At 73.9% G+C, this 17,342-nt stretch carries 17 protein-coding genes; 4 read left to right on the forward strand and 13 right to left on the reverse strand.

All coding sequences use genetic code 11. From position 1 onward, the window contains the following. Positions 1-60: 60 nt before the first annotated feature. The 3 genes from ACFY30_RS33215 to ACFY30_RS33225 form a co-directional block, all read right to left on the reverse strand. On the reverse strand, positions 61-1,647 hold the full coding sequence (locus ACFY30_RS33215) for an alkaline phosphatase D family protein (RefSeq protein WP_390848851.1): 1,587 nt from the start codon (positions 1,645-1,647) through the stop codon (positions 61-63). A gap of 1,140 nt (positions 1,648-2,787) precedes the next feature. After that, entirely contained in the window at positions 2,788-3,618 is an 831-nt protein-coding gene (locus ACFY30_RS33220; protein ID WP_390848852.1) for an alpha/beta fold hydrolase, read from the reverse strand. A gap of 100 nt (positions 3,619-3,718) precedes the next feature. Continuing rightward, the gene (locus ACFY30_RS33225) at positions 3,719-4,366 is read right to left on the reverse strand and encodes an NADPH-dependent F420 reductase (protein ID WP_390848853.1); all 648 of its coding nucleotides are present in this window, start codon (positions 4,364-4,366) and stop codon (positions 3,719-3,721) included. A gap of 300 nt (positions 4,367-4,666) precedes the next feature. Here ACFY30_RS33225 and ACFY30_RS33230 point away from each other — a divergent pair, with 300 nt between their 5' ends. Beyond that, positions 4,667-5,428: a GntR family transcriptional regulator gene (locus tag ACFY30_RS33230; protein WP_390848854.1), complete on the forward strand. Its 762-nt coding sequence runs from the start codon at positions 4,667-4,669 to the stop codon at positions 5,426-5,428. 192 nt (positions 5,429-5,620) lie between these two features. Here ACFY30_RS33230 and ACFY30_RS33235 read toward each other — a convergent pair whose 3' ends face one another. The 3 genes from ACFY30_RS33235 to ACFY30_RS33245 form a co-directional block, all read right to left on the reverse strand. Next, the gene (locus tag ACFY30_RS33235) at positions 5,621-6,778 is read right to left on the reverse strand and encodes an ROK family transcriptional regulator (protein WP_390848855.1); all 1,158 of its coding nucleotides are present in this window, start codon (positions 6,776-6,778) and stop codon (positions 5,621-5,623) included. A 99-nt stretch (positions 6,779-6,877) separates the two neighbouring features. Then, positions 6,878-7,540 carry a response regulator gene (locus ACFY30_RS33240; protein WP_390848856.1) on the reverse strand — a complete coding sequence of 221 codons (663 nt, stop codon included), beginning with the start codon at positions 7,538-7,540 and terminating at the stop codon, positions 6,878-6,880. Positions 7,541-7,554: 14 nt separating this feature from the next. After that, a complete protein-coding gene (locus ACFY30_RS33245; protein ID WP_390848857.1) occupies positions 7,555-8,709 on the reverse strand; it encodes a sensor histidine kinase in 1,155 nt (384 codons plus the stop codon). Between the two features lie 108 nt (positions 8,710-8,817). On the opposite strand from ACFY30_RS33245, the gene ACFY30_RS33250 reads away from it, so the two are divergent. From ACFY30_RS33250 to ACFY30_RS33260, 3 genes are read left to right on the forward strand one after another with little or no spacing between them, the layout of a single operon-like run. Further along, on the forward strand, positions 8,818-9,741 hold the full coding sequence (locus ACFY30_RS33250; RefSeq protein ID WP_390848858.1) for an ATP-binding cassette domain-containing protein: 924 nt from the start codon (positions 8,818-8,820) through the stop codon (positions 9,739-9,741). A 2-nt stretch (positions 9,742-9,743) separates the two neighbouring features. Beyond that, positions 9,744-10,475: an ABC transporter permease gene (locus tag ACFY30_RS33255; RefSeq protein ID WP_390848859.1), complete on the forward strand. Its 732-nt coding sequence runs from the start codon at positions 9,744-9,746 to the stop codon at positions 10,473-10,475. A gap of 57 nt (positions 10,476-10,532) precedes the next feature. Then, positions 10,533-10,904 (forward strand): hypothetical protein, encoded by a 372-nt coding sequence (locus ACFY30_RS33260; protein WP_390848860.1) that lies wholly within the window; start codon positions 10,533-10,535, stop codon positions 10,902-10,904. A 9-nt stretch (positions 10,905-10,913) separates the two neighbouring features. Here the strand turns inward: ACFY30_RS33260 and mug are convergent, their stop codons facing one another. From mug to ACFY30_RS33295, 7 genes are all read right to left on the reverse strand, one after another. Further along, the gene (gene mug / locus ACFY30_RS33265) at positions 10,914-11,459 is read right to left on the reverse strand and encodes a G/U mismatch-specific DNA glycosylase (RefSeq protein WP_390848915.1); all 546 of its coding nucleotides are present in this window, start codon (positions 11,457-11,459) and stop codon (positions 10,914-10,916) included. Next, entirely contained in the window at positions 11,456-12,898 is a 1,443-nt protein-coding gene (gene purB, locus ACFY30_RS33270; RefSeq protein WP_390848861.1) for an adenylosuccinate lyase, read from the reverse strand. Before purB ends, mug begins: the two co-directional genes overlap by 4 nt. Before the next feature lie 73 nt (positions 12,899-12,971). Then, positions 12,972-13,214 carry a DUF4326 domain-containing protein gene (locus ACFY30_RS33275; protein WP_390848916.1) on the reverse strand — a complete coding sequence of 81 codons (243 nt, stop codon included), beginning with the start codon at positions 13,212-13,214 and terminating at the stop codon, positions 12,972-12,974. Between the two features lie 105 nt (positions 13,215-13,319). Beyond that, positions 13,320-14,099: an SGNH/GDSL hydrolase family protein gene (locus tag ACFY30_RS33280; protein WP_390848862.1), complete on the reverse strand. Its 780-nt coding sequence runs from the start codon at positions 14,097-14,099 to the stop codon at positions 13,320-13,322. Positions 14,100-14,268: 169 nt separating this feature from the next. Next, positions 14,269-15,282: a hemolysin family protein gene (locus tag ACFY30_RS33285; protein ID WP_390848863.1), complete on the reverse strand. Its 1,014-nt coding sequence runs from the start codon at positions 15,280-15,282 to the stop codon at positions 14,269-14,271. Further along, on the reverse strand, positions 15,279-16,613 hold the full coding sequence (locus ACFY30_RS33290) for a hemolysin family protein (RefSeq protein WP_390848864.1): 1,335 nt from the start codon (positions 16,611-16,613) through the stop codon (positions 15,279-15,281). The genes ACFY30_RS33285 and ACFY30_RS33290 overlap by 4 nt, the downstream gene beginning before the upstream one ends. Before the next feature lie 189 nt (positions 16,614-16,802). Then, positions 16,803-17,228, reverse strand: coding sequence for a GNAT family N-acetyltransferase (locus ACFY30_RS33295; RefSeq protein WP_390848865.1), 426 nt, complete (start codon positions 17,226-17,228; stop codon positions 16,803-16,805). Positions 17,229-17,342: the final 114 nt, after the last annotated feature.

Here is a 17,342-nt window from a genome sequence, read left to right on the forward strand (position 1 = left end):
TCCCAATGTCCCTTTTATTAATTCTTCTACGACTACTGCCCCGCCCGTGCGGCCCCGCTCTCACTGCCCCACCCGTCCCGGCTGCAGGACCTGCGTGAACAGCACGGTGCCGTCCTGCTCGCGCAGCCGGACCGTGAGCTCGCCGCTGTCGCCGTCGATGTCGACCTCGCCGAAGAACTGGTATCCGCCGGCGGGAGAGACGTTGGAGGCGGTGGGCGCCTTCACGAACATCCGCTCCGGGCCGAACGTGCCGTCGAGGACGCCGGCCGGGAAGGCGCCCGCGTTGAGCGGGCCGGAGACGAACTCCCAGAACGGCTCGAAGTCGGTGAACGCGGCCCGCGAGGGCTGGTAGTGCTGGGCCGAGGTGTGGTGCACGTCGGCGGTCAGCCACACCGTGCCGGTGATCCGCCGGTGCTTGACGAAGCGCAGCAGCTCGGCGATCTGCAGCTCACGGCCGAGCGGCGCGTCCGGATCGCCCTGTGCCACCGCCTCGAGGTTCGCCCTGCCCTCGGTGGTGTCCGGCACGACCAGCCCGAGCGGCATGTCGGCGGCGATCACCTTCCACACCGCCCGCGAGCGCGCGAGCTCCCGCTTCAGCCACTCCAGCTGCTCGCGGCCCAGGATGCCCTGCGGGTCCACCGTCTGGTCGTCGGGCGAGTTGGCGTTGCGGTACGTCCGCATGTCCAGGACGAACACGTCGAGCAGCGGCCCGTGCCGCAGCACCCGGTGCACCCGGCCCTCCCTTAGGCCCGGCCGCAGCGTGGAGATCGGGAAGTACTCGCCGAACGCCCGCCGGGCGCGCGCCGCGAGGACGTCGACGCTCTTCTCCGTGTAGCGGGTGTCGGAGGCGGCGATCACCTCCCCGGGGTACCAGTTGTTGCGGACCTCGTGGTCGTCCCACTGGATGACCGACGGCACCTGGGCGTTGAACCGCCGCAGGTTCTCGTCCAGCAGGTTGTAGCGGAAGTTGCCGCGGAACTCCGCGAGCGTCTCGGCCACCTTGGACTTCTCCTCGGTGGTGACGTTGCGCCAGAGACCGCCGTCGGGCAGGGCCTGCGTCGCCGTGAGCGGGCCGTCGGCGTAGATGGTGTCGCCGCTGCAGAGGAAGAAGTCGGGGTCGAGCCTCGCGATCGCGTCGTAGATGCGGTAGCCGCCGAGCTCGGGGTTGATGCCCCAGCCCTGGCCCGCCAGGTCCCCCGACCACAGGAAGCGCACCCCGCGCCGGCGCCCGGCGGGGACCGTGCGGAAGGTGCCGGTCACCGGCTCTCCGGTGCGGCGCGGGTCGTCCGGGTCGGCCAGCAGCACGCGGTAGTGGATCTGCTCGCCCGACGGCAGCCCGTGCAGCGCGGTCGTGCCGGTGAAGTCCGTGCCCGCGCCGAGCAGCGGGCCGTACCAGCGGCGCGGGTGCCGGAACGACTCGGTGGCGGCCGTCTCGACGATCATCCGCGCCGGACGGTCCGCACGCACCCACACCAGCCCGGAGTCGGAGGTCACGTCCCCCGTCTGCACACCCCAGTCGGCCCGTGGCCGCCCCGACAGGGCGAGCGCCGGCGCCGCGCCGGCCGCGACGGGCAGGGTCAGGGCCGCGGAAGCGGCCAGCGAGCCGCGCAGGACGCTGCGGCGCCCGGGAAACGGACGGTGTGTCATGAGTGGGCCTCCAGGGGCGGGATCCGGCCGATGTGCACCGTCACTCCTACTGGTGCACCGCGGCGCACACGCGAACCGCAAGTGAACAACCGGCCGCGCGGGGCGGGGGAACCGACGCGCGTCGGCCCCTCGCCGCTTCCCTCATCAGCCGTACACCGTCCCGGAGTCGCGCGGGCGACCCGTGCGCGTACCCGAGGACGATCCGCACCGTCCCGCCGTGACCCTCGGTCCCGCTGTCGTCCCCTGTCCCGCCCTCGCGTCCGTCACGCGGGGGTGCCTACTCCTCCGGCGCGCGCTCCTCCACACCGACCGCCGCCATCCGCCCGAGGAAGTCCGCCCGGGCCCGTGGGCCGCCGAACGCTCCGCGATGACGTGCAGCCCGGCCGCGATCCCGGACACCCGCGTGCCCGGGGGAAGTGCTCCCGGAGCGCGTCCACCAGGGCCGTCCCGACGCTCCCGGTGAGCCCGTTGACGGCGCCGCAGCCGGCGGTCGTAGCCGCCGCGCTCCACGAAACGGGCGAACGGCGCCCGGTCGAGGGGGACGGGGCCGCGCCGGTCGCCGTGGGCGCCTTCACGCTCCAGGGGTGGGGGCGTACGGACGGGGCGGGCCTCGCCCGCTCCCAGGTCCACGCTCACCGTGTGGGAGGACTTCCGCTGCCCGGCCTGCAAGGCCTTCGAGACGGCGTACAGACCGACGATCCATGAGCTGAGTCTGCGCCCTCGCCGGACAGGTGGGCTCCGCCGTCCTGGCCGTGCCCGTGCCGCGGTCGCCGGGCCCGCGGCTGCTGTCCGCCACGATGTGCGGCCTCGCCGCCGCCGAGTCCGCCGTGCTCGGCCCGCTGCTCGACGGCGCGGCGTGGCGCGGCGGCCGGCCGCGGGCGGGGCGGGTGCGCTGCCGGGGCGGGCGGCGGGTCGTCACCGTCGTCGGCTTCGTGTGCTGGTACGTGGGCCTCCAGCGGACCGCGCCGAACGCGCGCCCCTCTTCTCGGCCTCATCCCCGTCGCCGCCGGCACCGCCCCTCCGGCCGGAACGGGCGCGTGCCGCCCGGCCCGGACGACCGGCGGCGCCCTGGCCGGACTCGGGGTCGCCACGGGCGCCTCGGCACGCGGTCCGGATGCCTCGGCGCCCCACCCGGACGGCTCAGCGGCTGCCGTCGAGGATCAGCCGGGCGACCAGGGCCGGGTCGTCGTTCATCGGGCAGTGGCCGCAGCCGGGGAGCCGGACCAGACGGGCGGCGGGGATGATCTGCTTGGCTCGGACGCCCTGGCGGCGGACGAGCAGCCAGTCCCGGGTGCCCCAGCCGACGGTGACCGGGATGCCGGGGATGTCGTCGGTGAACTGGACGCTCGTGCCCGCCCGCAGCGTCTGGTCGAACCCGGTGGCCTGGGCCAGCGCGAGCGTCTCGGCGACCACGGCCTCGGGTGAGCGGCGGGCGGGGCGGGCGTAGATCGTGCTGGTGAGAGCCGTGCGGCCGGCCGCCGTGCGGGCCAGTCGCTCGACGAGGGGGAGCGGCATCCGGCGGGAGAGGTGCCGCATCGTCAGCAGGACGCCGAAGGCGTAGCGCCGCTCGGCCTGCGACCAGAACCCGGCGGGGGACAGCGCGGTGACGGACCGTACGAGCTTCTCGCGGCCGAGTTCCAGGGCGAGCAGGCCGCCGAGGGAGTTGCCCGCCACATGCGGCCGTTCGAGTTCCAGCGCCTCGCAGAACGCGGCGAACACGGAGGTCGTCGTGGGCAGGTCGTAGGCGAGCCCGTCCGGCAGCGCGGGGGAGACGCCGAAGCCGGGAAGGTCCACGGCGATGACGTCGCGCTCGGCGGCGAGGATGTCCACCACCGGGTCCCAGGCCTGGCGGTGATGTCCGATCCCGTGCAGCAGGAGCAGCGGTTCGCCGCGACCCGTCCGCTCGTAGGAGACGGTCACCGGCTGCGGGCCACTGGGGGTGGGGACCGGGAAGGAGGCGGTGGCGGGCATGGGGGAGCTCCTCGTCTGTACGGACCGGCGGACGCCGTAGACAGCTTGTCAGCAATTGCTACCGACGGGTAGCCCCTCGGATGCCGCAGCCCGGCCGGGGTCAACGAGAAGTGCGCAGCTCCAGGTTGAAGTCCGCGTGCCCGAAGTGGCGCATCAGGTCCAGCCACAGCGGCAGCCACATCTCCACACTCCGCGCCGCCCGGATGCCGCCCAGGTCCAGCACCCGGTCCGCGGGCCAGCCGAACTCGCCCAGCATCGCCGTGACCCGCGCCTTGGCGTCCGCGTCCTCCCCGCACACGAAGAGCTGGTGGCCGCCCGGCACCCGCGCGGGATCCACCATCACCGCGCAGTTGACCGTGTTCAGCGACTTCACCACGCGCGCGTCCGGGAACGCCCGCTGGATCTGCTCGCCGACGCTGTCGGACTCGACGGGCGACAGCCGCGCCTCGCCGTCCTCGAACGCCAGCGGGTTGGAGACGTCCACCAGGACCTTCCCGGCGAGGTTGGCCGCCCCGGCCGCCTCCAGCGCGGTGAGCGCCACCCGCCCGGCCACCGCGTTCACCACGACCTCGCCGAAGGAGGCCGCCTCCGCGAACGTACCGGCGCCTCCGCCGCTGTCCGCAGCCCACTCCAGGGCCACCGGATTGTCCTTCGTGCGCGAGCCCAGGGTCACCTCGTGCCCCAGGGCCACCAGCTTTCCGCCCAGCGTGCGCCCGGCCTGGCCCGTGCCCAGCACGGCGTACCGCATGGCGACCTCCCGTTCCGCGGATCATTCCGCCACGGTCATTGTGTGCCGAAGGCGTCGATTCCGCCCGGACGGCGCCGGACACCCCCGGACGGCGTCCGGCCGCCCCGGCCGGGCGGGCGCGGGCCTGTACGAACGCCTCGTGAACGCTTTCCCGCCGGGCCCCTGTCGGCCTTCCGGGGGATCGAGGATTGGTCTTGACCAAGGGTGGGGGCCGCCCTATGGTCGCAGAGAAGTACAACAACCTTTAATAAACAAGGGCGCGAAATACGCCGCCGGACCATGGCGATTGCGGAGGACAGGGTGGGGACCACGCAACTGGAATCGGTACCGGAACCGAAGTACTGGCATCTCAAGACCGTACTGAGCGAGGCGCTCGACTCCGAGTTCGCCGTCGGCGAGATCCTGCCGAACGAGCGCGAGCTGGCCGCCCGCTTCGGCGTCGCCAGGGCGACACTCCGCCAGGCCCTGGAACAGCTGGAACTGGAGGGCCGGCTGCAGCGCCGCCGCGGGGTCGGCACGACCGTCGCGCCGCCCCGGATGGGCGTCGCCGTCGGCACGGAACAACAGGCATGGCCGGGTGGCGGTGACGACGCCTGGCAGTGCGTCGACTGCGCGCTCGCGGTCCCGCCGGCCGCCGTCGCCACCGCCCTGGAGATCCCGCGCGAGGAAGCCGTGCACGTCGTGCGCCGCTCCCGGGTCTCGCACGGCCAGCCCGTCGCCGCCGAACTCCTCTACGTCCCGCAGGCGTCGGTGCCCGACCTGACCGGGATCGACACCCCGTCCGAAGCGGCCCGCGCGCGGGCCGTGCTGCGCGAACTGCAGCGCCTCGAACTGCAGGGCCAGGACCGCTCCGTGGAGCTCGGCTCGGCCCGCGCGGACGACGCCAGGGAACTCGACCGGCTGCCCGGCGCCCCCGTCCTCGTCGTCACCACCCGCTTCTTCGCCGGGGGCCGCACCGCCGCCCTCTCCGTCGCCACGTATCGCGCTGACACGTGCCGCCTGACGTTCGGCGCCTCGGGCGGCGTCGAGATACACCACGGCCCGGAACGCCGGGCGTCCTGACCGCCACGTCCGTCCGCCCCGCGCGTGCGGCAGGCTCCCTGAACAGCCCGCACCCGGCGGACGGACCCCTCGCCCGCGCCCCGGAAACGCCTCCGGGGCGCGGCGCGTCGCGGCGCCGCGTGCTGATCCGGACCGTCCCCGACGGACCGTCACGGTCGCGCTGTCGGGGAAGAGCTGACAGGGGCGGGCCCGTCACCGACGGGCCGTCACCGTCCCCTCCACCGCGAACAGTTGCTCCTCCACATGGTCCAGCGCCAGCCGCAGCGCCCCGGTCGCCACGGCCGCCTCGCCGAGCATCGACAGCGCCACCTTCGGCGGTCGCAGACAGTAGCGCGCCAACTCCCGCCGCAGCGGCTCCAGTACGCCGTCGATACCGGCCGCCCACCCGCCGACGACCACCAACTCCGGGTCGAGGGCCAGCACCAGCGCGGCCACGTCGTGCACGAGCCGCTGGATGAAGCGGTCCACGGCGGCCCGCGCCCGCTGGTCGCCGTCGCGCGCCTGCGCGAACACCTTCGCCACCGCCTGCTCGTCCAGCGGATGCAGCGGTTCGTCCGTCGTGGACAGCAGGGTCTCCGGCGTCACCTCCCGGCCCAGCAGATGCAGGGCCCCGATCTCACCGGCCGCCCCGCCGTACCCCCGGTGCAGCCGCCCGCCGATCAGCGACCCGGCGCCCGGACTCAGCCCCGCCAGCACGAAGACGACGTCGTCGGACTCGGTGGCCGACCCCTTCCAGTGCTCCGCCACGGCCGCCGCGTTGGCGTCGTTCTCCACCAGCACGGGACACTTGAAGGAGCGGCTCAGCCGCTCGCCCAGCCGCAACCCGGTCCACTCCGGCAGGGCCGTGCCCAGCCGTATGGTCCCGTCCGCGTCGACGATGCCGGGGGTGGCCACCCCCACCGCCCGCAGGGAGTCGCGGGGCACGCCCGCCCGGCGCAGCAGTTCGGCGACCGCCGTGCGCAGCCGCTCCAGCCGCTCGTCCGCCGGGACCGTCTGGTCGACCTCCTTGGCCTGCGAGCCCAGCAGCCGCCCGTCCAGATCGGCCAGCAGCGCGGCCACCCGGTGCGAGCCGATCTCCAGGCCCAGCAGGTGCCCGGCCTCAGCACGGAACCGGAAACGCCGCGCCGGCCGCCCCTGCCGCCGGGCGACACTGTCGTCGGCCGCCTTCTCGACGACGAGCCCCGCCCCGATGAGGTCCTCCACGACCCCCTCGACGGTCGGCCGGGACAGCCCGGTCACCCGGGTGATCTCCGTGAGCGTCGCGCAGTCCGCGGCACGCAGCGCGTGCAGCACCACCGCGGAGTTGATCCTTCGCAGCAGCGAGGGATCCCCGCCGGTCAGCCGCCCCAACGTCCGTCCTTCCAGCTCGTGCGCGTGTTGGGCGGATCGTACTCGGCGGGGAGGAGCCGGGCGAGAGCGGTATCCGTACCGATGCCGTCACACACCGTCTCAACCCGGTGCGACGAACCCCGACTCGTACGCCGTGATCACCGCCTGTGTGCGGTCCCGCGCCCCCAGTTTCGCCAGCACCGCGCTCACATGCGACTTCACCGTCTCCGTGCCCACGACGAGCCGCGTGGCGATCTCCGCGTTCGCCAGCCCGCGCGCCATCAGCCGCAGCACCTCGGCCTCCCGCTCGGTCAGCCGGGCCCGCTCCAGCGTGTCCCGGGCCGCGCGGTTGCCGCCCGGCTCGCCGTACTCGGCGGCCAGCCGCCGCACCGCCGCCGGGAACAGCAGCGACTCGCCCTCCGCCACCAGCCGTACCGCGTGCACGATCTCGGCGGGCCTGGCCCGCTTCAGCAGAAACCCGTCCGCCCCCGCCCGCAGCGCCTCGTACACGTACTCGTCGTTCTCGAAGGTCGTCACCACCAGGATCTTCGGCGGCCCCTCCACCGTGCGCAGCACCGCGCGGGTCGCCTCGATGCCGTCCATCAGCGGCATGCGGACGTCCATGGCGACCACGTCCGGCCGCAGCCGCCGCACCAGCGGGATCACCGCTGCACCGTCCGCCGCCTCCCCCACGACCTCGATGTCGCCCTGTGCCTCCAGCACGGCCCGCAACCCCGCGCGCACCAGAGGTTCGTCGTCGACGAGGAGCACGGTCACCGGCATGGGGCCAGCGTAGATCAACTCAGCGGCAGCTCGGCACGGACCTGCCAGTCTCCCGCGTCCGGCCCGGTCCAGGCGTGTCCCCCGAGCAGCGCCGCGCGCTCGCGTATCCCGCGCAGCCCGCTGCCCCGCCCGGGGCCGGGTGTCCGGGCCGGCAGCGGATTGCGCACCTCCAGGCTCAGCCGGCCGCCGGCGACGCCGACCCGGACCCTGACCGGTACGTCGCCCGCGTGCCGCAGCACATTGGTCAGCGCCTCCTGGAGGATGCGGTATCCCTCGCGGGACACCGGCCCCGGCACCGTCTCCAGCGGGCCGGTCACCTCGGCGTCGACCTTCGCCCCGGACGCCCGCGCGGACTCCAGCAGCCCGTCGGCCTCGGCGAGCGTCGGCCGGGCACTCACCGGACGGTCCGACTCGCGCAGCACACCCAGCACCCGCTCCAGGTCCGCGAGTGCCGCCCGGCCGGTGTCCTCGATGGCCGCGAGCGCCCGGCCGGTGAACTCCGCGTCGCCCGCCGCCCGCGCCGCCCCCGCCTGCACCACCGCCACCGTCAGCGCGTGCCCGATGGAGTCGTGCAGCTCACGGGCGATGCGGTTGCGCTCCAGGAGCTGCTCGGTGCGCTCCTCCAGTGCGGCGAGCCGTTCCGCGGCGGACGGCCCGAGCAGCGCGCGTGCCGCGACGGTGACCAGCTCGCCCAGCCCGACGACGACGCCGTACAGCACGAGCAGGGGGAGGGGCGCCAGCAGGGCGTACCACCAGTGCGGCGTCACCGCGTCGAGGACGGGTATGCCGTCCGGCACGCGCCCGCGCGCGAGATCGACGAGCACCAGCGCGGTGATCGGCAGCCACACGCAGGAGTACCCGACGGCCGCCCCCAGGACCATCCGCACCTCCAGCCACAGCACGGTCCGCAGCCGGTCCCGCCGGTTCGCCGACGGCGCCACCGAGAACCCGGGATCGGCCTCCCCCGGCAGAAGCAGCAGCCGCGCCTGAACCCCTTCTCCCGTCCGCACCCCCGGGATCAGCCCGACCGGCACCAGGAGCAGCGCGGGCACCCACGGCTTCGACATGTCGATGAACATCCACACGCTCTGGAGGAGCAGCGGCACCCACAGGTGCAGCAGTCGTGTGTACGTCGTCCCCCGCAGCAGCGGGCGCAGGCAGCGGCCCATGCGCACATCGTGACAGGCGCCACTGGCAACGGCCTCCCCCGAGCGGGGGAGACGCCCTCCCCGGGCGGGGGAGGCCCAACCCCCCTGCGGACCGCCAGAGTCGGGGCCATGACCAGCATCGACGTCCACGACCTCACCAAGGAGTACGGCCCCCGGCGGGCCGTGGACCGCCTGACCTTCCGCGTCATGCCCGGCCGTGTCACCGGCTTCCTCGGCCCCAACGGCGCCGGCAAGTCGACCACCCTGCGCCTCGTCCTCGGCCTCGACCGGCCGACCTCAGGCACCGCCACCCTCGCCGGCCGGCCTTACGTCACCCTTCCCGAGCCGCTCCGCCGGGTCGGCGCCCTGCTCGACGCGCAGGCCGCGCACGGCTCCCGGACCGGCCGCGACCACCTTCTGGCCCTCGCCGCGAGCAACCGCATCCCCGCCCGCCGGGCCGACGAGGTGCTGGAGGAGACCGGGCTCGGAGACGCCGGCCGCCGCCGGGTGAAGACGTACTCCCTCGGCATGCGCCAGCGGCTCGGCATCGCAGCCGCCCTGCTCGGCGACCCCGAGGTGGTCCTGCTCGACGAGCCGTCCAACGGCCTCGACCCCGAAGGCATCGTCTGGATCCGCGGGTTGCTGCGCAGGCTCGCCGGCGAAGGACGCACCGTGCTGGTCTCCAGCCACCTCATGAACGAGACCGCGTCCTTCGCCGACCACCTCGTCGTCCTCGGCCGGGGCCGGCTGCTGGCCGACACCCCGATGCGGGACTTCATCGACGCGCGCGTGCGCCCCCGCGTCCGCGTCCGTACGACCGACCCCACCGCCCTGCGGAGCGCTCTCGCCCGGCACGGCCACGACGCCGTGGAACACCCCGACGGGTACTGGCGCGTGTCCTCCGCGCGCGTGGACGACATCGGCCCGCTCGTGGCGGCCGCCGGCGTCCCCCTGCTCGAACTGACCACCGAGGAAGGCACGCTGGAGGAGGCCTACCTCGATCTCACCGCCGACGCCGCCGAGTTCGCGGCCCAGCCGTACCAGGAGGCCTGACCGTGCCCACCCCGGTTCTCACCCCCGCACTCCACGCCGAGTGGATCAAGATCCGGACGCTGCGGTCGCAGACCGGCAGCCTGGGCGCGGTCCTGCTCGCCACGGTCGCCTTCTCGGCGCCGGCCGGTGCCGACTCCGGCGGTGACGACTTCGACCCTCTCTTCTCCGTCTTCTTCGGCGTCGGCTTCGGCCAGATCGCGGCGATCGCCTTCGGGACGACGGCCGTCGCCGCCGAGTTCCAGGGCGGCGCCCTTCGCCTGTCGCTGGCCGCGGTTCCGGACCGGGCCCGCTGGTTCGCCGCCAAGCTGACGGCGATCGCCCTGCCGGTGCTGGCCGTCGGGCTGGTCACGGGGCTCGCGACCTGGGCCGTGGGCAGCACGGTGCTGGGGGAGGAGGCGGATGCCCCCGGCACGGCCGAGGGACTGCGCGGGGTGGCCGGCTGCGCCGTCTACCTGACCCTGATGGCCCTGCTGGCCGCCGGTCTGACGACGGTTCTGCGCAGCGCGGTGGCCACGCTCGGCGTCCTCATCCCCTTCCTCCTGATCGTGTCGTTCGTGGTCGGCGACATGTCCGGCAGCGCGGCCGACTTCCTGCCCGACCGGGCCGGGCAGGTGGTGCTGCACAGCAGCTGGGACGGTGTGCTGGGACCGTGGACGGGGCTCGCGGTGACCGCCGTGTGGACGGCGGTCGCGCTGGCGGCGGGCGCCTGGCGGCTCGGGCGCCGGGACGCCTGAGCCGGATGCCCGCTGACGGCCCGCCAATTGTCAGTGGTGGCGGGTTTACTGGATCGCATGGACATCGACAGGTACCTCGGGCCCGGTCACCGCACGGCGGCCTTGGTGACCAGTCACGGCCTCGCGGTGGCGGACGCGGCGGTGCGTCTGGCCGAGGCGGAGCGGATCCACGAGGAGAAGGAGGAGCTGGCCGGGACGCTGACGCGGAGATGGGGGACGCCGTGTCACCTGGGACTGCAGACGGTCCGGCTGCGGACCGGGACCGAGGAGATACCCGAGCCCTGGGCCGGGTTGAGCCTGCGCGTGGGAGACGTGTACCTCTGGCAGGTGGCGGAGCAGGGCCGCTGGGTGGCCCTGGGCGTGGCCGACCTCGACCCGGACGACGAGATACAGCTCCTGCTGGTCGTCACCGACACGGACCCGCCCTGACGGCCCGGCTCAGCCTTCCGCCGCCACCCGCAGCCGGGCGAACTCCTCCGCCATCGTCGCGGCCGTCCAATGGGCGTTGAGACCGCTCGGGTTCGGCAGCACCCACACCCGCGTGTCCCCGATGGCCCGCTCCTGGGGACCCACCGCGGCCTTGCGTTCGTCGAAGGCGGCCCGGTAGGCGGTCACACCGACCACCGCCAGCCAGCGGGGCCCGAGCAGCCGCACCTTCTCCGCCAGTATCCGGCCGCCCTCCCGGTACTCGTCGGCGCTCAGCTCGTCGGCCCGGGCGGTCGCCCGCGCCACCACATTGGTGCTGCCGAGCCCGTACGACAGCAGTTCTCCCTGCTCCGCCGGCTTCAGCAGCCGCGGCGTGAAACCGGAGAGATGCAGGACCGGCCAGAAGCGGTTGCCCGGGCGGGCGAAGTGGTGTCCGGTCGCCGCCGTCATCAGCCCCGGGTTGATGCCGCAGAACAGCACACGCAGACCGCCCGCGACGACGTCCGGTACCAGACGGTCGCGGGCGGCCTCCAGCTCCGCCTGGGTGAAACGCGTCAGAGGATCGCTCCGGGGGTGTAACCGGCGGCCTCCGGACGCTGCTTCACGATCTCCTCGACGCGGCCGACGACCGTCGCCACCTGCGCGGCCGCGGCGCCCGTGAAGGACAGCTTGTCGGCCATCAGGGCATCGAGCTGGGCGCGGTCGAGCGGCAGACGCTCGTCGGCGGCCAGCTTGTCCAGCAGTTCGTTGCGCTCGGCACCCTGCTCGCGCATCGCGAGGGCGGAGGCGACGGCGTTCTCCTTGATCGCCTCGTGCGCGACCTCACGGCCCACGCCCGCGCGCACCGCGCCCATCAGCACCTTGGTGGTGGCGAGGAACGGCAGGTAACGGTCCAGCTCCCGGGCCACGACCGCCGGGAAGGCACCGAACTCGTCGAGCACCGTCAGGAACGTCTCCAGCAGACCGTCCAGCGCGAAGAACGCGTCGGGGAGGGCCACCCGGCGCACCACCGAGCAGGACACGTCCCCCTCGTTCCACTGGTCGCCCGCCAGCTCGCCGGTCATCGACGCGTAGCCGCGCAGGATCACCATCAGGCCGTTGACGCGCTCGCAGGAGCGGGTGTTCATCTTGTGCGGCATCGCCGAGGAGCCGACCTGGCCGGGCTTGAAGCCCTCGGTCACCAGCTCGTGCCCGGCCATCAGCCGGATCGTCTTCGCCAGCGAGGAGGGGGCCGCCGCGAGCTGCACCAGCGCCGTCACGACCTCGTAGTCCAGCGAGCGCGGGTAGACCTGGCCGACGGACGTGAACGCCTGCGAGAAGCCCAGGTGGGCCGCGATCCGGTCCTCCAGCTCGGCCAGCTTGCCCGCGTCGCCGCCGAGCAGGTCGAGCATGTCCTGGGCGGTGCCGACGGGACCCTTAATGCCGCGCAGCGGGTAGCGGCCGAGCAGCTCCTCGACCCGGCCGTACGCCACGAGCAGCTCGTCGGCGGCGGTCGCGAAGCGCTTGCCGAGGGTGGTGGCCTGCGCGGCCACGTTGTGCGAGCGGCCGGCCATGACCAGCTCGCCGTACTCGCCCGCCAGCTTGCCCAGCCGCGCCAGCACGGCGACCGTACGGTCGCGGACCAGCTCCAGGGAGAGGCGGATCTGCAGCTGCTCGACGTTCTCCGTCAGGTCGCGGGACGTCATGCCCTTGTGGACCTGCTCGTGCCCGGCGAGGTCGTTGAACTCCTCGATCCGCGCCTTCACGTCGTGCCGCGTGACCTTCTCGCGCTCGGCGACGGAGGCCAGGTCGACGGTGTCCAGGACACGCTCGTAGTCGGCGATCGCCGCCTCCGGCACCTCGATCCCGAGGTCCTTCTGGGCGCGCAGCACGGCGAGCCAGAGCTGACGCTCCAGCTTCACCTTGTGCTCGGGCGACCAGAGCGTGGCGAGCTCGGCGGAGGCGTAGCGTCCGGCGAGGACGTTCGGGATGCGGGGCTTGGCGGGAGCGGAAGTCACGTGCACGGATTCTACTGGCGATTCGTGCAGGCCAGCGCCACCGTCCCGTTCGGCGGAACCTACGAGACGCGCGTCACCTCGCGGAGTCGGCGAGTTCCGCGCACGTCGGCGTGGCACGGCTCGGGGCGCACCAGCAGGCCAGGGTCTTCCCGCGCAGCGCCTCCACCCGCTCCAGCAGCTCCGGACGCTCCAGCAGGCGGGCCCGGTACATCGCCGTCACCTCGGCCCGCGTGCCGTCCCGCTTCTGCTTCGGGGTGTCGTGGGCGAACGGGTTGTACAGCGGGTGCCGGGGAGGTCCCGGCCGCCGAGCGTCCAGAGGCGGCCGACGTGGACCACGCCCTCGGGGGCGCGTTCCAGCCGGGGACCGAACGCGTGGATCCGGCCCCGGAGGCTGATCACCCGCGTGGTCATTGAGCGCCGCCTACGCCGGGCCCTCGTACGGCAGCAGCTCGGGCCGCTTCGGCGGGCGGCCGTCCCCGGAGGAGCGGCCGGTCAGGCGGCGGCCGATCCACGGGAGCAGATGCCGCCGGGCGAAGCGGGCGTCCGCCACGCGGCGGGCGGCCCAGCCGGGCGGCGGAGTCGCCGGCATCGGCGTGTGCCAGTCGGCGTCCTCGGGGTCGTAGCCGAGGGACTGCCAGACCGCCTCGGCGACCCGGCGGTGTCCCTCGGGCGTCAGGTGCAGCCGGTCGACGTCCCACAGGCGCGGATCGCCGAGCGAGGGGGCGCCGTACAGGTCGACGACGACGGCGCCGTGCCGCGCGGCGAGCTCGTCGACGCAGGTGAACAGCTCCTCCATGCGCGGCCGGAACCGCTCCAGGACCGGGCCCTGGCGCCCCGGGCTGCGCATCAGCACCAGCTGCTTGCAGGACGGGGCCAGCCGCTCGACGGCCTCCGTGAGCAGGTCCCTGACCCGGCCCATGTCGCACTTCGGGCGCAGGGTGTCGTTCAGGCCGCCGACCAGGGTGATCACGTCCGCGCCCATCGCGGCCGCCACGTCGACCTGTTCCTCGACGATCTGTCCGATCAGCTTGCCGCGGACCGCCAGGTTGGCGTACCGGAAGCCGGGTGTGCGGGCGGCCATCCGGCTCGCCAGGAGGTCGGCCCACCCCCGGTAGGTGCCGTCGGGCAGCAGGTCCGACATGCCCTCGGTGAAGGAGTCGCCGACCGCGACCAGGCTGGTGTGTGTGGGGTTCTTCTGCATGGCGCCACCGATGGTAGCCCGAGTCGCATACCCAGCGGTCGGTCGGTCTCCGTCCGGGAGACGCCGGGGCGGCGGGGGCCCCGAAAGGCCACTCCACCGCCCCGCTGCCGGGCTCGCCCGCAGCCGGCATCCGCCCTGCGCCCGTAGCCGGCATCCGCCCTCCGCCCGGCTACGCCCGCTGCCCGAACAGTTCCCGCAGCACGTCCTCCATCGTCACCAGTCCGGCCAGCCGTCCGTCGGAGCCGAGCACGGCCGCCAGGTGCGTACGGCTGCCCCGCATCGCGGTGAGGACGTCGTCCAGGGGCGTCGCCTCCCGCACGCGCGCGATCGCCCGCATGTCCCGCAGCTGGAACGCAACGTCCTGCGGAGAGGCGTCCAGCGCGTCCTTCACGTGCAGGTAGCCGACGATCCGGCGCCCGTCGTCCACCACCGGGAAGCGGGAGAACCCCGACTGTGCCGCCAGCCCCTCCAGCTCCTCCGGTGTGACGCCCACGCGCGCGTAGACGACACGTTCCAGCGGGAGCACGACGTCCCGCACCGGACGGCGGCCCAGCTCCAGGGCGTCGTGCAGCCGCTCCTGGGCGCGGTCGTCGATGAGCCCCGCCTCTCCGGCGTCCCTGACGATCTGGGCGAGCTGGGCGTCGGAGAAGGCCGCGGTGACCTCGTCCTTTGTCTCGATCCGCAGCAGCTTCAGCAGACCGTTGGCGAACGCGTTGATCGCGAAGATCACCGGGCGCAGCGCCCGGGACAGCGCGACCAGCGGCGGCCCGAGCAGCAGTGCGCTGCGCACCGGCTCCGCCAGCGCGATGTTCTTCGGGACCATCTCACCGAGGAGCATGTGCAGGTAGGTGGCCAGCGTCAGCGCGATCACGAAGGACACGGCGTGCCCCGCGCCCTCGGGCACGCCGATCGTGTGGAACACCGGCTCCAGCAGGTGCGCGATCGCCGGTTCGGCGACGACACCGAGGACCAGCGTGCACAGCGTGATGCCGAGCTGCGCGGCCGCCATCAGCGCGGACACGTGCTGAAGGCCCCACAGCACGCTCCTGGCGCGCCGGTCGCCCTGCTCGGCGTACGGCTCGATCTGGGAGCGGCGGACCGAGATCAGCGCGAACTCCGCGCCGACGAAGAACGCGTTGACGACGAGGGTCGCCAGGCCGATCAGCAGCTGCACGGCGGTCACTGGTCCACCCCTTCCACGTGGTCCTCGACGAGCGGCGCGTGCAGCAGCACGCGCGCGGCGCGGCGGCCGGAGGCGTCGACCACGTCCATGTGCCAGCCGGCGACCTCGACGCCGTCGCCGACGGCCGGTATGCGGCCCAGCTCGGTGGCGACGAGGCCGGCCAGCGTCTCGTACGGCCCTTCGGGCGCGTGCAGGCCCACGCCCGCGAGCTGGTCCATCCTCGCGGCGCCGTCGGCCGAGTACAGGGCGCGGCCGTGGTCGTCGGTGCCCGCGGGGGCCAGGTCCGGCGTCTCGTGCGGGTCGTGCTCGTCGCGGACCTCGCCGACGACCTCCTCGACGATGTCCTCCAGGGTGGCCACCCCGGCCGTACCGCCGTACTCGTCGATGACCACGGCCATCGTCCGCTTGCCGGACAGCCGGTCCAGGAGCCGGTCCACGGTCAGCGACTCGGGCACGAGCAGCGGCTCGCGCATGATCTCCGAGACGGGCACCCGCGCGCGGCGCTCGGCCGGGACCGCCAGGGCGTCCTTGATGTGCGCGGTGCCCACCACCGCGTCCAGGGTGCCGCGGTGGACGGGGAAGCGGGACAGGCCCGTCGCCCGGGTCGCGTTCGCCACGTCCTCGCAGGTCGCGAGGGCGTCGAGGGAGATGACCTGGACGCGCGGGGTCATCACGTTCTCCGCGGTCAGGTCGGCCAGGTTCAGGGTGCGCACGAACAGCTCGGCGGTGTCCGCCTCCAGGGCGCCCTCCCGGGCGGAGTGCCGGGCGAGTGCGGCCAGTTCCTGCGGGCCCCGCGCGGCGGCCAGCTCCTCGGTCGGCTCCACGCCGAGGCGGCGAACCACCCGGTTCGCGGTGTTGTTGAGATGGGTGATGAAGGGCCGGAAGGCGGCGCTGAACCAGCGCTGGGCGTTGCCCACGCTCTTGGCCACGGGCAGCGGCGAGGAGATCGCCCAGTTCTTCGGCACCAGTTCGCCGACGACCATCAGGAAGACCGTCGACAGCGCCGTGCCCAGCACCAGCGCGACCGAACTCGACGCCGAGCCCGACAGCCCCACGGCCTCCAGCGGCCCCGCGATGAGCTTGGCGATCGACGGCTCGGCGAGCATGCCGACCACCAGGTTGGTGACGGTGATGCCGAGCTGGGCGCCGGAGAGCTGGAAGGTGAGGTTCCGTACGGCCTTGAGCGCGCCGGCGGCGCCCCGCTCGCCGCGCGCCGCCGCCCGCTCCAGCTCGCCGCGCTCGACCGTGGTCAGCGAGAACTCCGCGGCCACGAAGGCGCCGCAGGCGATCGACAGCAGGATCGCCACCAGCAGCAGGAGCACTTCCGTCATCGGTTCACCTCCGTCCCATGGTCCGGCAGGGCAGGGAGGATCGCGCGATGTCGCGCTCGGCTACTGGGAGGCTCGCCCATGGGCGGACGCTCACACCTTTCGATGACTCGCAGGGGGACCGCACGGTCTCGCACGGTCCCCCCATGGTAAAGGATCGGCAAAGTGTCCCGAACCGGTGGAGGACGCCGGTCAGTCGACGAGCGGCTTCACCCAGCGCCGCCACGTCTCCTCCGGCGCGTACCCCGCCGCGCGCCAGGCATGATGCGCCGTCTCGTTCCGGGTGAGCACCATCGCGTCCCCGCGCCGCCCGCCGAGCCGCACGAACCTCTCCTCGGCGGCGGCCAGCAGCGCCGAGCCGATGCCCTGCCGACGCCGGTCCGGGTGCACCGCCAGCCGGTACAGATGGCACCGCCACCCGTCGAACCCGGCGATCACGGTGCCCACCAGCTCGCCGCCGTGCTCGGCCAGGATCAGCGCCTCGGGATCCCGGCCGACCAGCCGCTCCACGCCGGCGCGGTCGTCGCTGATGCTCGTGCCCTCGGCGGCGGTCTTCCAGAAGGCGAGGACGGTGTCCAGGTCGTCGGGCGTCGCGGCCCGTGTCCGAAGATCAGTCATGGAGCGAGCCAAGCAGAGCGCCGCCCCGTCCCGCGAACCGTTTCCGTGCCGGGCAGGCGCCCCCGGCGTGCCGGGCGGGCCCCCGGCCGCGAGTGCGGCGCCCGCGTCCTCGCG

Source organism: Streptomyces sp. NPDC000345 (genome assembly GCF_042898825.1).
GTDB lineage: Bacteria > Actinomycetota > Actinomycetes > Streptomycetales > Streptomycetaceae > Streptomyces.

Coding starts and splice junctions, on each gene's coding strand:
- ACFY30_RS33215 (WP_390848851.1), bottom strand. CDS start 1,647: ATGACACACCGTCCGTTTCCCGGGCGCCGCAGCGTCCTGCGCGGCTCG.
- ACFY30_RS33220 (WP_390848852.1), bottom strand. CDS start 3,618: ATGCCCGCCACCGCCTCCTTCCCGGTCCCCACCCCCAGTGGCCCGCAG.
- ACFY30_RS33225 (WP_390848853.1), bottom strand. CDS start 4,366: ATGCGGTACGCCGTGCTGGGCACGGGCCAGGCCGGGCGCACGCTGGGC.
- ACFY30_RS33240 (WP_390848856.1), bottom strand. CDS start 7,540: ATGCCGGTGACCGTGCTCCTCGTCGACGACGAACCTCTGGTGCGCGCG.
- ACFY30_RS33245 (WP_390848857.1), bottom strand. CDS start 8,709: ATGGGCCGCTGCCTGCGCCCGCTGCTGCGGGGGACGACGTACACACGA.
- ACFY30_RS33250 (WP_390848858.1), top strand. CDS start 8,818: ATGACCAGCATCGACGTCCACGACCTCACCAAGGAGTACGGCCCCCGG.
- ACFY30_RS33260 (WP_390848860.1), top strand. CDS start 10,533: ATGGACATCGACAGGTACCTCGGGCCCGGTCACCGCACGGCGGCCTTG.
- ACFY30_RS33280 (WP_390848862.1), bottom strand. CDS start 14,099: ATGCAGAAGAACCCCACACACACCAGCCTGGTCGCGGTCGGCGACTCC.
- ACFY30_RS33290 (WP_390848864.1), bottom strand. CDS start 16,613: ATGACGGAAGTGCTCCTGCTGCTGGTGGCGATCCTGCTGTCGATCGCC.
- ACFY30_RS33295 (WP_390848865.1), bottom strand. CDS start 17,228: ATGACTGATCTTCGGACACGGGCCGCGACGCCCGACGACCTGGACACC.